The sequence below is a fragment of the Bacteroidota bacterium genome (genome assembly GCA_016718825.1).
In the GTDB taxonomy this organism is placed as follows: Bacteria; Bacteroidota; Bacteroidia; order J057; family JADKCL01; genus JADKCL01.
Genome location: JADKCL010000002.1, coordinates 1 through 15126, shown reverse-complemented (window position 1 = coordinate 15126; position 15126 = coordinate 1). Strand labels below are relative to the sequence as shown.

Annotated in this window: 13 protein-coding genes; 6 read left to right on the top strand and 7 right to left on the bottom strand. The window is 50.9% G+C overall.

The genetic code is table 11. The features are described from left to right. Positions 1–78 precede the first annotated feature (78 nt). Positions 79–2163, top strand: coding sequence for a T9SS type A sorting domain-containing protein (locus tag IPN95_02035; GenBank protein MBK9448198.1), 2085 nt, complete (start codon positions 79–81; stop codon positions 2161–2163). 95 nt (positions 2164–2258) lie between these two features. Here the strand turns inward: IPN95_02035 and IPN95_02030 are convergent, their stop codons facing one another. The 4 genes from IPN95_02030 to IPN95_02015 all read right to left on the bottom strand — a co-directional run bounded on the left by IPN95_02030 (position 2259) and on the right by IPN95_02015 (position 6616). After that, complete coding sequence (locus IPN95_02030) at positions 2259–3290, bottom strand: DNRLRE domain-containing protein (GenBank protein ID MBK9448197.1); 1032 nt, start codon at positions 3288–3290, stop codon at positions 2259–2261. Continuing rightward, a complete protein-coding gene (locus IPN95_02025; protein MBK9448196.1) occupies positions 3281–3754 on the bottom strand; it encodes a DNRLRE domain-containing protein in 474 nt (157 codons plus the stop codon). Before IPN95_02025 ends, IPN95_02030 begins: the two co-directional genes overlap by 10 nt. Positions 3755–3793: 39 nt before the next feature. Further along, the gene (locus IPN95_02020; GenBank protein ID MBK9448195.1) at positions 3794–5278 is read right to left on the bottom strand and encodes a DNRLRE domain-containing protein; all 1485 of its coding nucleotides are present in this window, start codon (positions 5276–5278) and stop codon (positions 3794–3796) included. A 456-nt stretch (positions 5279–5734) separates the two neighbouring features. Beyond that, positions 5735–6616 (bottom strand): hypothetical protein, encoded by an 882-nt coding sequence (locus tag IPN95_02015; GenBank protein ID MBK9448194.1) that lies wholly within the window; start codon positions 6614–6616, stop codon positions 5735–5737. 111 nt (positions 6617–6727) lie between these two features. Between IPN95_02015 and IPN95_02010 the strand changes: the two genes are divergently transcribed. From IPN95_02010 to IPN95_02000, 3 genes are all read left to right on the top strand, one after another. After that, positions 6728–7630 carry a histone deacetylase gene (locus tag IPN95_02010; protein ID MBK9448193.1) on the top strand — a complete coding sequence of 301 codons (903 nt, stop codon included), beginning with the start codon at positions 6728–6730 and terminating at the stop codon, positions 7628–7630. Positions 7631–7801: 171 nt separating this feature from the next. Next, a complete protein-coding gene (locus IPN95_02005) occupies positions 7802–9322 on the top strand; it encodes a T9SS type A sorting domain-containing protein (protein ID MBK9448192.1) in 1521 nt (506 codons plus the stop codon). A gap of 216 nt (positions 9323–9538) precedes the next feature. Continuing rightward, positions 9539–11059, top strand: coding sequence for a hypothetical protein (locus tag IPN95_02000; GenBank protein MBK9448191.1), 1521 nt, complete (start codon positions 9539–9541; stop codon positions 11057–11059). A gap of 94 nt (positions 11060–11153) precedes the next feature. On the opposite strand, the gene hemH is transcribed toward IPN95_02000, so the two are convergent. After that, complete coding sequence (gene hemH, locus IPN95_01995; GenBank protein ID MBK9448190.1) at positions 11154–12170, bottom strand: ferrochelatase; 1017 nt, start codon at positions 12168–12170, stop codon at positions 11154–11156. A 209-nt stretch (positions 12171–12379) separates the two neighbouring features. Here hemH and IPN95_01990 point away from each other — a divergent pair, with 209 nt between their 5' ends. Next, positions 12380–12952, top strand: coding sequence for a hypothetical protein (locus IPN95_01990; GenBank protein ID MBK9448189.1), 573 nt, complete (start codon positions 12380–12382; stop codon positions 12950–12952). A gap of 8 nt (positions 12953–12960) precedes the next feature. Here the strand turns inward: IPN95_01990 and IPN95_01985 are convergent, their stop codons facing one another. After that, entirely contained in the window at positions 12961–13491 is a 531-nt protein-coding gene (locus IPN95_01985) for a dihydrofolate reductase (protein ID MBK9448188.1), read from the bottom strand. Next, the gene (locus IPN95_01980; GenBank protein MBK9448187.1) at positions 13488–14282 is read right to left on the bottom strand and encodes a thymidylate synthase; all 795 of its coding nucleotides are present in this window, start codon (positions 14280–14282) and stop codon (positions 13488–13490) included. Before IPN95_01980 ends, IPN95_01985 begins: the two co-directional genes overlap by 4 nt. Before the next feature lie 160 nt (positions 14283–14442). Here IPN95_01980 and IPN95_01975 point away from each other — a divergent pair, with 160 nt between their 5' ends. Next, positions 14443–14961: an acyl-CoA thioesterase gene (locus tag IPN95_01975; GenBank protein MBK9448186.1), complete on the top strand. Its 519-nt coding sequence runs from the start codon at positions 14443–14445 to the stop codon at positions 14959–14961. Positions 14962–15126 lie beyond the last annotated feature (165 nt).

Sequence of the window (15126 nt, the reverse complement as noted above, 5' to 3'; positions counted from 1 at the left end):
ACTTACAGTAACAAGCTGATAATCATTCGAATTCTTGGTATTATTGCAGTTTTCTGCTAGACTAGAATTGATCTTCCCATGAAAAATTTTCTACTCGTCCTGCTCCTTGCTCTTGGGACAACCGCGGCAAACGCACAGGCTCCTGGCTCGGGTTACGCGATCGATTGCAACGTTTCCACGGATTACGTCTCCATTCCCAACCATGCGGCATTGAATCCGACAACGGCATTGACCCTGGAGGCATGGATCAAGGCAGATAGTTGGAGCCCCAACAGCTGGGGAAATGTGATCATCAGCAAGGATGGATGGGGTTCGGGCGAGGCCGGATATACCCTGCGTTGCGGTGCCAACGGCACATTGTCATTTATGTTTGGGACGACGACAAGCTGGAAAGAAGCCGTTTCCACCCCGCAAATGGCCCTCAATACCTGGACGCACGTCGCCGGCACCTACGACGGAACCCGGTTGACCGTCTACATCAACGGGGTTGCCAGTGGCACTTTCCTTTTCTCCGGACCAATGCTGCCTTCGACCTACAACCTTGCCATTGGACGCATCACCTATACCGCCGGTGGCACCCGGAACTTCGACGGAAAAATCGACGAAGTACGCGTCTGGTCCACAGCACTTTCGGCCGCAACGATCCAGCAATACATGACCAAAAAGATCAATCCCGCCCACCCCAACTATGCCAATCTCGCCGGTTACTGGAAAATGGACGAAGGCACGGGTTTGTCCACCGCCGACAGTGGCCCGAACGGCCTCACAGGTACCCGCAACGGAACCACTTGGGCCGTTTCTGGCGCGGCAATCGGAGATGACAATACCGTAATTTACGGTTCACCAACCTCCGCCACGGTCACAAACCTCGATGGCAGCGCATTCACAGCCCAAATCAACAGTGGAAATCCGACAGCATTGCATGTCTATGCCGTACATCAAACGCCCAATTCGACGAATGAAAATCTGACTGGCAGCTTGGAAACAACGCACTACTTCGGCACTTTTCTGGTTGGCGGCACAAATCCCTCCTACACAGCTACCTACGCGTATACCGGCGTAGCGGGCCTAGCTGCAAGCACGCAGGAAGAAAATATCCGTTTGGCCTACCGGACAGACAATGAAGGGATCTTGTGGTCCAGGCTTGGGAATCAATTCCATGTGGATACCCTCGCCAATACCGTTTACCGCTGCGGGATCCTGGGCCGGCGTGAATTTGCGGCAGGATTCGATTCCTTGCGTTTTGCCATGTCACAATCTACTATTTGTCAAGGAGATACACTCTCCTACTTCGGGCAACAATTGACCTCGGCAGGAACATACAGCCACGTAACCACGGGTCCGAATGGTTGCGATTCCATTTCGGGAATTCAGCTCACGGTAACGCCAACGGTATTTGGAAGCGACTCTGCCACGATTTGCAGTGGGGATTCGGTCGTTTTTGGTAACCAAATTTTGCAGACGACCGGGGTGTTTACCGAAACTTTCCAAGCACAAAGCGGCTGTGACTCAACGGTCACGTTTTCGCTCACCGTCAACCCTCCGATGACAATGTCGATCAGCGATACCATCTGCGATGGAGATATTTATACACTTGGTTCGCAATCGCTTACACAGCCAGGAACTTACTCGGAGACCTTTTCGGCGATCGACGGCTGTGATTCCGTGGTCGTGCTCTCTTTGGGAATTCATTTGGTTGATACCAGCGTGACGGTAAACGGAAACACGCTGACTGCCAATCTCAATTCTCCCTCCTACCAATGGTTGGCTTGCGACAATGGCTTTGGCGTGATTCCAGGCCAAACCGGTCAAAGCTTTACCGTCGGTTCGGATGGCAACTACGCCGTCATCGTCTCAGATGGCATTTGCAGCGATACCTCCGGCTGCCATTTTGTATTGGCCGTCGGCGTCACGAATGGAATGGATGCAATCCTTGAAGTTTATCCGAACCCCAGTTCGGGCATCGTGCATTTGCGCCGTACTGATTTGCAAGCCATTGGCCAAGTGGAGTTGATGACCGTCGACGGACGGGTGGTTGTCATCCAACAGGAGACGGATGCAAGCGCAATGGACTTGGACCTTGGAGCCCTTCCTGTTGGTTTGTACTTCCTGCGATTGGAGCTCAATGGTCGATTGGTGGCTTTGAAATTGGCGAAGGAATAGCCTTTTGATCTTAGTTTTGAGGTTGAAAAAAGGAAACCCCGGGGTTGATTGGACCTCCGGGGTTTCTGAGAAATGGTGGTTTAGACTTTTGGGGGTTAGTTGCCGGTTAGGACAAGCTTCCGGTCGATGACTTGCTCGCCAAACTTGGCCCGCACGATGTAGATCCCAGCGGGTTGATCGGTGATGAGTGTGGAAATGTCGAGGGTATGGGAGCCTGCGTTGATGATGCCCGCATCTTGGATTGCCAATTGCCGTCCACTTAGATCGTAGATTTTGAATTCGACTTTGCCGTCAGCGTCCATCGTGCCTCTAAAATGAACCGAATTCGTTGTAGGATTGGGGAACAAGGCAAAATCAACTACTTTTTTCTCCTCTACACCTACAATCGAGCTACAATCGATATCCAATACCAGTTTCGGCGCTTTTGAGGGATCTCCAGAGTTGATGGAATGAAACAGCATCGCATTCTGTTCCAATTCGGTGACAAGCTTGAGCAAAAATCCATGATTGTTTTGAGGAAACGCAATCATTTCTCGTACAGCTTGCGTGACATCAATATCGAGATAATCCTGTGTCGGACTTGTGCTTTGGGGCAAAATCGTGACAAGCGTACCAAGGCTAGGTTGGTTGTCCCAAGTGACTTGTGTTTGGTCCCAAGCGACAGGAACGCGTCGAATTTCAGTAGCATTTGCCGTACCATCGTGCCCTGGAAGTACTCCTGTTGCACCCAAAGCATACAAGTTCAACTTCGCAGAGTTAATGACAGTAGTTGTTGGCAAATCGCTGAGATCAAACCCGATCAATGCGCGGTTCAAATGGCCATTGGTCGTGCCATCGTCAGATGTCATGCAGTAGGCTGCATTTTGTACCGCTCCCACATAATTGTTACCAGAGGTGTTCATCCCAGGGTTGGTACCAATTGCTGCGTCCCTATTGGCAACAACCTCAAGGTCTGGTTTGCAGAAGTTGATATGAATTCTTGGCCATTTGCTAGGATTCGCGTGATCCCTTGAACAAAAAGTTAATGCGCCGTCAAGTTGTTCATTTTCTAAACGCAAAAGAAAGCCAAAATTTTGAGTTGGGTTGTTAATCATGTACCTTACAATCTCCGTTACATCTACTCCCAAATAATCCTGGTCTGGATCAGTTGGAGCAGGTAGGATTGTTGGAAAAAGGTCGGATTTACTATTGGTTGGTTATTCCAAGTCACTGTATTCACATCCCATTGCGCATCAATTCTCCGCAAACTGGATTCACTCACGTTAACATAATGTGTTGGCCAACCACCATTTGCAGAGTAAGAAAACAGATCCATTTTCGCTGATTCGATATAGGTGCCAGGTGCAATTGAGCTGAAATCAAAATGCATCAACGACCTATTGTAATGCACTTCTACTGGATTCGGACCCCAAATTCTATAGGCTGCATTTTTGTCAAGGGTGCTATAATTTGTAAATTGTACTGTCGGATTATTGCTCGTTGTTAAAGCTATGACGGCATCATAGTCTGCAATGAAGGTCTGTATGTTCTGCCCAAATACCTGCGTAAAGGCAAGCAGCATCACTGCCAAAAACTGGCTAAACTTTTTCATAAGGTTCTTATTATTAAATAGTTGCTAAGAAAAAACGGATCAATTCCCCGTCAAGACGAGCTTCCGGTCGATAACTTGCTCGCCGATCTGTGCGCGTACGATGAACATGCCTGCGGCAGCTTGCGACACCAAGGTGTCAAGGTTGAAAATTTGTTTCCCGGCGGATTGTACTCCAGCTTCATGCTGACCAATCACACGGCCTTGTAGGTCAATCAATTGGACCATGACTGCAGATGGCTTTTCCAAGTCGAGGCGAAGGCTCAGCGTTTGAGCTGTAGGATTCGGGAACAATTGCATACCTTCTTCAATGTGTACCACTGCATCCGCAGCTGTCACTTTGCCGCAGGCTATGGTCACCTCTAGCGCAGGAAATTTCGTTGGGTCACCGCATTCGAGGGATTGGAAAATCAATGCATTAGTCTCCACTTCGTTGAGCAATTGCAACATGAATCCATTGTTGGTCAATGGGTTGCCAACCATATCTTGCACTGCTGCCGTCACGTCGATGTTGGTGTAGTCTTGAAGTGGACCTGTGCTTTGTGCCAATGTGGCGACCACAAATCCAGGGGCGGGCTGATTGTCCCAAGTGACCGTTGCATCGGACCAAGGGCTTGCAACCGTCGAAATGGTCGAAGTATTTGCATTCCCGGCATGGCCATTCAGATTGCCATTTTGGCCACGTGCATAGAGCTTCATCGTTGCCGAAGTGACCACAGAATTGGAAGGAATACTGGTCAAGTCAAAATGAATCAAGGCCCGATTGCTGTTGCCGCTCGGCGTTCCATTTGTCGCTGTGACCGAATACGCTGCATTCTGTGGGGCTGTTCCGTAGTTGTTTCCTGATGTATTTTGTCCATCGTGCGTGCCAAGTGCAGCATCGTAATCTGCGATAAAACTGAAGTTGTCATTGCAAAGTGTCACATGCAAAATCGGCCGGATGAGTTGATTGGGATGGTCATTCGAAGCGAAGCAAAGCGCATTTGTCACCACCTCGTTTTGCTGCATCAAGCCAAATCCGAAGTTGGTTTGGGGATTGTTGACCATGTCGCGCACCATGTCCGTGACATCAATGCCGGTGTAGTCTTGGGTGATGCTCGTGCTTGCGGCCAAAACAGCAGGATTGGTATTGGAATAGGTCGGCTGCGTGTCCCAAGTCACCGACATTTCTTGCCAGGCCGAAGTCACCGCCTTGACAAAAGCACCGTTGTTGGCGCCGGTATGCCCTTGAAGAATGCCATTGGGGCCCAAAGCGTAAAGATCAAGCGTGGCCGAAACGATTGTGGTGCCAGGTGTAAACTGACTGAGGTCAAAGTGGATCAAGGCGCGGTTCATGTTGAGACCGCCGATCGCGCCGGGAATGCAGTAGGCCGAATTTTGCGTGGCCGTTCCGTAATTCTGACTCGAGGTATTGTAACCGTCGTGGTAACCAAGTGCCGCATCGTAGTCTGGATACAGGTCAATGGTCTGGGCTTGAACCCCAAAGGGTAAAGCGAGGCAAGCAAGGATTTGTAATAGCTTTTTCATTTTAAAATGCGTTTTTGGGTGAATAAAATCTGTTGGCGGTCACAGTCGGCAGGACATCTTCCGGAATCGGTCCCACTTCCTGTGATCGTCGAGGCAAAGGAGCAACAGATAAAATTTCCAAAACGCCAAATTGGATGAACGGGCATCCTGGCGGATGAACGGGCAGGTTGGATGAATAAACGGGCAATTCGGCGGATGAAATGGCAGGGTGGATCACCTAGCGGCGATGCTGGAGCGCAGAATCGAATGTTGTCAAGATAGCGGCGCCAACCCAACCACCACATGCCAATCCGGGTTGGGAGCGGGCGTTATAGGATGTATTGAAATAGAGCCATCAAAATGACATTGCCAACCCAAACACCGCGTACTGAGAGGGTTGGCACCGCGGGGGACAAAAAATAGCGTTGCCAACCCAAACACCGCGCGCCGATAGGGTTGGCAACGCGATCCAAAAAACTACCCCCAAAAGCTAGCCAAATAAACCAACTCCTCCGCTCCTACCCCGATGAGCAACAGACACTTACCAGCACTTTGTCCGCCAGAGGCGGTCTCACAGGTATATTCCGTTTCCAAAGGCAGGCCGTTGTCGGCGGGGTTGGCGTTGCTGTAGAATTTGAAGCCTTTGGTGGCAGCTAGGAGGCGCTCGATGGCGGCTTGGACGCGTTGGAATTCCTTCTTTTGGACGCGTTCCTTTTCCTTGCGAATGGTTTTAAGGTACCGTTCGCCGATGGCTTCCAAGACCGCTCCAACCTCCGAAGGTTGGCCGGGAATGCGGCGTTTGTGGTCCAGCAGACGCAGTTGCCCGAAGTCGAAGGCTTTGATTTGCAGGGCGTCCACAAAGTCTTCCGCCATCCACTTGAAGTCGGCCTCAGTCGTAGGAGCCGGAAAGGTCATGTGGCGGTAACTACCGCAATCCGGACGCAGTTGTTCGGGTTCAAAGTCGGGTCCAAGCACCTGCTTGATGTCATCCATCTTGTCTTCAAACCGCTGCTGCTGAATGAAAAACGCATCTCGCCCGGCTGGAAAACTTGAAGGAATTTTTGGGAATCTTGCGCGGAGCTGTGCCGGCAAGCCTTCCAAATTCATCGGCTCCTTGGATTTGGACCATTCGACAAACATCGGGGCGAGCTTGGAGGTCGCAAACGAGGTCGGCTTGTAATTGCAAACCCGCTGCACAGGCGGCTCCGATTCGGCGAGAAAATGCAGAAAGTCCACCATCCGCTCGATATAGGCCAGAAATTCAGGGTCTTCGCTTTCAAATTCGAGGTCAAAAACACCTGTCATCCGCTGCGCTACATAGCTACGGAGCCTTTCGAGCATCCATTGATCGATTTCCATTCGCTTATTTCAGGTAATAAAACTGCATTTGGCCGCAAAGATAAGGTTGATTGCATGGAAACAAGCATTGCATATACACAAGGTTTTCAGGGTCTGATGTAAATTCGCCCAATGCTCAAAGTCGCTTGGTCCCCCGTTTATGCCCATCCCCTTCCGGAGGGCCACCGATTTCCGATGGAGAAGTACAATCTGATCCCGGAGCAATTGCTGTATGAAGGAACGTTGACGCAGGCCAATTTTTTCGAGCCCGCCATTCAATCTGAAGAAGATATTCTCACTACCCATTCAGCAGACTACTTCAGAAAGCTGCAAACCCAAACCTTGACCACCAAAGAGGCCCGTAAAATCGGCTTTCCGCAATCCGAAGAATTGGTCTTGCGCGAGCGTATCATCAACCAAGGCACGCTTTCATGTGCGCATTATGCACGGGCGCACGGCGTGGCCATGAACGTGAGCGGGGGCACCCACCATGCCTTCGCGGACCGTGGCGAGGGGTTTTGCCTGTTGAATGACATTGCCACGGCGGCCAACGTCCTGCTTCGGGACCAAATCGCTCACCGCATCCTGATCGTGGACCTCGACGTGCATCAAGGCAATGGAACCGCAGCGATCTTCAACGACCGCACGGATGTGTTCACCTTTTCCATGCATTGCGCCGGCAACTATCCCATGGACAAGGAAACAAGTCACCTCGACATCGCCTTGCCTCCCGGAACCACCGACGAACTGTTTCTCAGCCAATTGAAGGCGACTTTACCAAGGCTGATCGACCAATTCCAGCCGGACTTTGCCTTTTACCTCTCGGGCGTGGACGTGCTCGCGACAGACAAACTGGGCAGGATGGCGATGACCCGCGAAGGTTGCAAACAAAGGGACCGATTCGTTATGGAAACGATGAAATCCACGGGCATCCCGCTCACAATTTCCATGGGCGGCGGCTATAGTCCCCACATCAAAGACATCGTGGAGGCGCATTGCAATACGTTCCGGTTGGCGGCGGAGATATGGGGGTAGAGGGCCTTCGAATGGGTTTCTCTGATCAGCCTGAATTTTGAACGCTCTGCGGGCGAGTCCCAGCGAATGAACAAATTGTCCTTCATTTTAGACCATTCACGCCCTCAATCACCACGCGATCTAAAAAAAGTCCAACTTTTCGATCATCTTTTAACATTAGCTGTTCCCATCATGGTTAAGGCCCTCATTTTCATACTTTTGTTTCCGACCATTCTCGTTGCCCAAAACACGTGGTCGGTGGATTTGCCTGGTTTAGCTCCCATCCGGGAGTCGGTGGCAACGTATGACGGCGGCGTGGTCGTTGTGACCTATCAGCCCAATAACATCATGAAACTGGATGAATCGGGGGCACTTGTCTGGTCCTATGTGATTGACAGTGGCTCACTTCAGATGTTGTTTTCATTGACGGAAACCGAAGACCACGGGATTGTCGCCTTTGGGAATTTCGCAGACTATTCCTCGACTTATGTCGTCAAGCTTGACGAAAATGGCAATAAGCTTTGGGAAAAGGCCTATTCCACGACAGCGGGAGGTTTGACCGCCCAGTGGGCTTGTCCGGCCCACGGTGACGGTGGCTTTTTATTCGGAGGTGGAGAATGCGGACTCAAATTTTACGCTACCCGATGTGATGCGAATGGCTCCGTGATGTGGACGCGTGAATATCAATGGCTTGCCGGACAATTTGGGGGTTACTTGGACTGCATGGTTCAAGCCGCTGACGGAGGCTATTTCGCCACGTTCAACAACTATGTGGCGCCTGATTTGGACTGGGGTTTGATCAAAATCGATGGATCCGGTGCATTTGAATGGGCAAAAGTTTCTGATGATGTAGTGTATAACAACGTAGTGAAGGCCACGGTAGCAACGACGACAGGCGGAGTTGCAGTTTTGGGAGTCAGCTACAATACACAGCTTCCCAATGGTGCACAACAAAACATGACGCTGACCACTTTTGACAGTGCAGGAAACCGACTGAGCCACCATGTCTATGATTATCCAGAAAGTATTCAACCGGAGGGGATCATCCAAACCAGCGATGGAGGCTTCATCCTTACCGGCTGTGTTGCTACGACCATGCGGGTATTGTTGGTCAAAACGGATAGCCTCGGCGGAATCATCTGGCAAAAGGCAGGAAGAGGATATGCTTGGCAATTTGGTATGGGGTTAGCGGCCGCGCGCGATGAGATGTTTTACCTTGCGGGCCATGACGATGTTCATTGGTCCTTTCTCAATATGATGAGTGTAGCCGGTGGGGATGGTTTTTGCGCGGAAGATACGGTGCAACTGACGGTCACAAGTCCAGCGACACCCATCTTGACCGCGACATGTTCTCCGTGGAATGGCACTGTCAACGCAATTCCGATGGCGGATTTGAGCCATACGGAAATGCAACAGCCAACATTTCTCTGTACCAAAGTGAGCAACAATCCGGTGGTCTTGACTCCGCCGCTCGTGGCAAGTCCAAATCCATTTACTTCCACATTGAATGTTGAATTCGGAGACGCGCTGTTGACCGAAGGCCACCTTCGCATCCATGACTTGCAGGGCCGCATCGTTCACGAAGCTATAGTTGCGTCCGGGATTTCCTCATTGGAAATGGACATTCCCCATCTGCCCAACGGAATGCTGCTGTTGACGCTTGAAAATGAAGGAATTGTTAGGACTTTGAAATTGGTGCATGCAGGATTTTAGTCGAAGCAGTCAATCCAGCGGATTCTTCGAAAGCCTCAATGAGAAAAGACACTGCCTGAACGCGATTTCTCGGTTTCCTTGTGGCCGACGCGAGATTCTTTTGCCTGGACAAAGGTGAAAAGCCGCTGACCCCCATTTTTCTCCTTTCAAACGTCAGTCGGTGCTACAGTTGCTTGCAATGCCCAAATTGAACCCACTTTAGAATGATTTGATCCAATGAAAAAATTTCTCCTTTTCTGTTTTCCTTTGCTCATTCCCTTTCTTTCATTTTCTCAAGCGACGTGGAACAAGGAATTGCCCGGCACTGCCTACGTCGAAGGTTGCATTGCGACTTCGGATGGCGGCGTGGCGGTCGTCACCTATTTGCAACACCGCATTCACAAGCTGGATGAAAATGGCGACTTGCTCTGGACATTTGCTGTCGACACTTCGGCCATGGTCAAGTTCTCCAGCATCGCAGAAACCTCCGACCGAGGCCTCATCGCCTTGGGTGCAACAACAGGTTTTGACGGTATTTGTGCCTTCAAACTGGACGAAAACGGCACTTTGCAGTGGCAAAAGCTCTATACCCATCAATTTGGGGACCTCACCACACAGTTTGTCTGCGCGAGCCACGATGGCGCAGGCTTCATTTTTGGCGGTGGCAATTGCGCGCTTCAATTCTACGCTACACGTTGCGACAGCCTTGGCAATATCCTCTGGACCAAGGAGCATTCTGGCTTAACGCAATCCGCCACGGGCTTTTTCTCTGCGATGACGCAGGCTCCCGGAAACAAATATGTCGCCACGTACAGTACGCTGGCCAACGGCGACTTGGACTGGGGCATCCTGAATTTGGACGACAACGGCCTTTTCCAATGGGCCAAAATGATGGACGAAGGGGTTTCGAGAGACGAAGCCTATGACATCGTAAAGACGCAGGATGGCGGCACGGCAGTTTTGGGCATCACCACCAATTACCAAGGTGCAAGCCTGGAATGCATGATGACGCTCACGACCTTTGATGCGACCGGCAACCGGTTGAGCTACCATGTCTATGACTACTTCGAGCAATTGCAGCCCCGCAAGCTGACCCAAACGGCCGACGGCGGATTTTTCCTCACCGGTTCGACGTACGGTCTGGAGGCATTGCTCGTCAAAACAGATGCCACCGGCAATATCCAATGGCAAAAACTGGGAACCGGCGCGATCACGCAAGAAAGTTTTGGCGTCGCGCCCGCTCCCGGGGGCATGATGTACCTCAGCGCTTGGGACTTCACGCACAAGTCCACCATCGCAAAAATCAGCCCGCTGACCGGCGTCGGCATTTGCACGGAAAGCCCGTTGCAACTTTCGCCTGCCTCCTATCAACCCCCGATTGTAACGCCGCAGGTGACACAATTCAACAGCACGATTATCGCCAATGCCCTCAACTACGCCACCTTCATGGAGCCGGGTGAAGCAACGATGATCTGCACGTTTGTCGGGAATGAAGAAGCAAACCTTCCCTTCGAAATGGAGGTCAGTCCCAACCCTTTCAACGACAGATTGCATATCGATTGGGGGATTTCCAGCGAATCGGAAGGCATTTTGCGCCTCATTGACCTACAGGGACGCGTCTTGGCAACGAAGGAGGTGCAACAAGGAATCCAAGCCTTGGATTGGCAATTGCCTGAACTCGGCAGCGGGATGCTGCTCTTGCAATACGAGTCGGATGGCGTAGCACGGGCCGTGAAGCTCGTAAGCACCGGAAACTAAGGTCAAGGTTAACGCTGTTTTCTTGCCACGAAGGCACAAAGACACGAAGCGATAGGCTTCATCTTTGTGCCTTCGTGCCTTTGAGGCTAAACCATCAGCCTCGACAAATCCCAGAAAGTGCGTTCACCCAAGTCGGATGAGTGTTCAAGCCCTCTACAAGCACAACCTCCTCACCGCCAGCGGCTTTGAATTCATCGTTGTATTCGACGCGGACTTCAAAGATGGTTTCAAGACAATCGGAAACAAATGCCGGACAGAAAACGAGAAGGCGCTTTTTGCCTTCCTTGGCCATTTGGTGGATGACTTCGCTGGTATAGGGCTTGACCCAAGGGGTCTTCCCGAGACGTGATTGAAAGCAAACCGTGTATTGTTCGGGACTGAGGTTCAGCTCCTTGGCAAGTGCTTGTGCCGTTGCGTAGCATTGTGCGCTGTAGCAATATTGATTCTTCTCGTTCCAGACTTGGCAGCAGTCTTTGGCCTTCAAGCAATGGTTTTGGGTATCGGCCTTGACCAATTGACGCTCAGGGAGTCCGTGGAAGCTCATCAAGACGTGGTCGAATGTCTCGGGTTTCTCCACCCTTCCCAATTCGGCGAAGGCTTGAATCATCCCCGGATCGGTCGGATAGCTGTTGACGAATTCGACGTCGGGGATGGCTTGCCAGGTGGAAAGCAGGCGCATGACCTCTTGGTGCACGGAGCCTGTCGAGGCGGATGCGTACTGCGGAAACAGCGGAATGATCCGCAATTTCTTCAAAAACTTGCCTTTGAAGCGCTCCAAAGCACTCGCAATTGACGGACTTTGATAGCGCATCGCCAATTCGACCTGATAGTTGTCGCCGAGCGCCTCGGCCACCTTTTCCCGCAACGCGACGGAAATCGTCATCAGCGGAGAACCTTCCTTGGTCCAGATTTCGCGGTAGCTTTTGGCGGATTTCGGAGCGCGGAACGGACCGATAATGCCGCGAACCAACAGATTGCGTTGCAGGGCGGGGATGTCAATCACCCGTTCGTCGGTGAGGAATTCAACGAGGTACTTGCGCACATCTGCCGTTGCTGGACTGTCGGGCGTGCCGAGATTGACGAGAAGAATGCCGGTTTTTGAAGCTTCCAAGGTGCTGCGATAGGAGATAAATCAATCCAACTGCAAAGGAAAGAAAGTGTTTGGAAGTTCATGCGACGAAAACCAATCTATCGTAGAGCGTTCACAAGCCACAGGTGCAAGATCCTACCTCTTGCAATTCGCAAATCACTGCCTAAATTCGTGGAAGATCATTGTTGAGAAAGACTTGAACTACCATTTACCAAAAACCGAAAGGGATCATGAAATCAAAAGCATTTTCTATCGTGGCAATCATCATCGCTTTGGCTTCATGGGTTCAAGGTCAATCCAATCGTCCCTATGTCATCCAAAACGGCGATACCATACCCTGCAAATCAATCTCTTTTGGGTATTCACGCAGAGGGGCGTTGGAATTCGCCCAATACATTGATGTCGAAGGACGCAAAGTCCGATCAGAGGCCGAGCAGGGCCTGCCCAACGTGACCTCGTTTTTTACCAAAGACACTGTTTTTGACCGCGTACCCATTTTCGCGGATAAGACCGATGGCCCTGTTTGGTACGCACCTCGCATGGCAGACGGCAAAATCAAACTCTATTTCGTGAATACCACTTATGTTTATAATGACGCAGGAAACACTGGCGGCTATTACCGCTTTACTTTCCAAATGCCCGACGGTAATTTTTACAAAGTGACCCAAGGCAATGTGAACAAAGTGATCAAGCCTTATGTACAACAATGCAAAAACTTTACGGAACGTTACAAAGGCAATTATAAGGCCGACGAAACCAGTTTTTACGAACTGATCACGATCTACAATGCGCAATGTAAATAAGTGTGCTGCTACCCAGCAAAGCCCGAAGCACGCTGCAGCGGCGCTTCGCGCTGCCTGACTTTGGTAACGAAGCTAAACGCGTAGGCATTCTTCTCGTCGGCCGGATGGCGCTCGCTGTGGTCGATCAGCCAATTTTTGCCGCCTGGAATCTCGAAACGGGTGTCGCCTTCGAATTCGGCATGGACGATCGTCATGTAGATGCGATCTACGACGTCAAGGTCAAAAGCCTTTTCGTAGATGGTGGCGCCGCCGATGATAAACACTTCGTCTTCGCCAATGCAGGCCTTGAGGGCGTCGCCGAAGTTGGAAATGACCTCGATACCATCCGCCTTGAAATCAAGATTGCGGGAGATGACGATGTTGCGGCGATTTGGCAACGGCTTGCCGATGCTTTCGAAGGTTTTGCGTCCCATGATCACGGTATGCCCGGTCGTGAGCTGCTTGAAATAACGAAGGTCTGCGGGCAGCCTCCAAGGAAGTTGGTTGTCTTTGCCGATGACGCCGTTTTCTGATACGGCTACTACTGCTGAAACGATCATACTGCAATCGGTGCTTTGATGAGCGGATGCGGGTCATATCCCACAACCTCAAAATCCTCGAATTTAAAGTCGAAGATGGATTGAACACTAGAATTGAGCTGCATCTGTGGAAGCGGCCTCGGCTCCCGGCTCAGCTGCAGTCTCACCTGATCAAAATGATTGGAGTAGATATGTGCATCGCCGAAGGTATGTACGAAGTCCCCCAGTTCCAAGTTGCAAACCTGCGCGACCATCATCGTCAACAGTGCATAACTTGCGATGTTGAACGGAACGCCGAGGAACAAATCCGCGCTGCGCTGATACAGCTGACAAGACAGCTTGCCATTCGCCACATAAAACTGAAACAATGCATGGCAAGGCGGAAGGGCCATGTGGTCGACCTCTGCCACGTTCCAAGCGCTTACGATATGGCGGCGGGAATCGGGATTTTTCTTGATCCGGTCGATTAATTGGCTGATCTGATCGATTTTGCGACCGTCTGGCGTGGGCCAGCTCCGCCATTGCACACCGTAAACAGGTCCTAAATCACCATTCGCATCTGCCCATTCGTCCCAGATGCTCACATTGTTTTCCTTGAGGTAGGCAATGTTGGAATCGCCCTTGAGAAACCAAAGCAATTCGTGAATGATCGAGCGCAGGTGCACCTTCTTGGTGGTCACGAGCGGGAAGCCCTTGGCGAGGTCAAACCGCATCTGATAGCCGAAAACCGACCTTGTCCCTGTTCCGGTGCGGTCACCCTTGTCGGTTCCATTTTCCATCACATGATGGAGCAAGTCCAGATATGCTTTCATCTATTCCTTTACAAAGGCTTCAAAATTAGCCACAAATCCGCCTCCACGAACGTCCGTTTTCCACAGCAAGGGCGTTATGCGTTGGATGAGGCATATCACCCGTCCAGAATGCGCGTTTCTCCAGACTTCCTGCTAGATTTGCGGTGTAAATCAATGAAGCATGAAATCGAAAAAACCCAGTGAATCCTTTGCCACGATGACCGAACTGGTCTTCCCGAACGATACCAACATTCTCGGCAACCTGATGGGTGGGAAACTGCTGCATTGGATGGACATTGTCTCGGCAATTTCGGCCTCCAGGCATTGCAACCGCATTTGCGTGACAGCTTCGGTCGATTTTGTGGATTTCAATTCGCCGATTCACCTCGCCGAAATTGTCTTGTTGGAGGCCTTTGTGACACGTGCATTTACGACCTCGATGGAAGTGCGCATCGATGTTTGGGCCGAGAACATGCAGCAGGTGAATGGCAAACGCTTCTGCAACAGCGCCTACTATACCTTTGTGGCAGTGGATCAATCCGGCCGCCCGATTCCGGTAATCCCTGTGGAGCCTGAAACGGAGAAGGAAATCAAGTTTTACGAGGGTGCACAGCGTCGCCGGGAGTTGCGGTTGGTCAGTGCAGGACGGTTGAAGCCAACAGAGGCATTGAATCTCAAGGAGTATTTCAACCGCGACTAAAAATCCTATGGCGGGAATCAAGAAAATTCATATCTTCATTTTCCCTTCGATGTTAAGCGGAATGAAATAAATGATAATTTTAGACCGTCTTTCAGTCGATTTCATGTCTGTGGTTTCCTTTTCCCTACAATTGTTCAATGACCACCATCGATAACAATATTGATA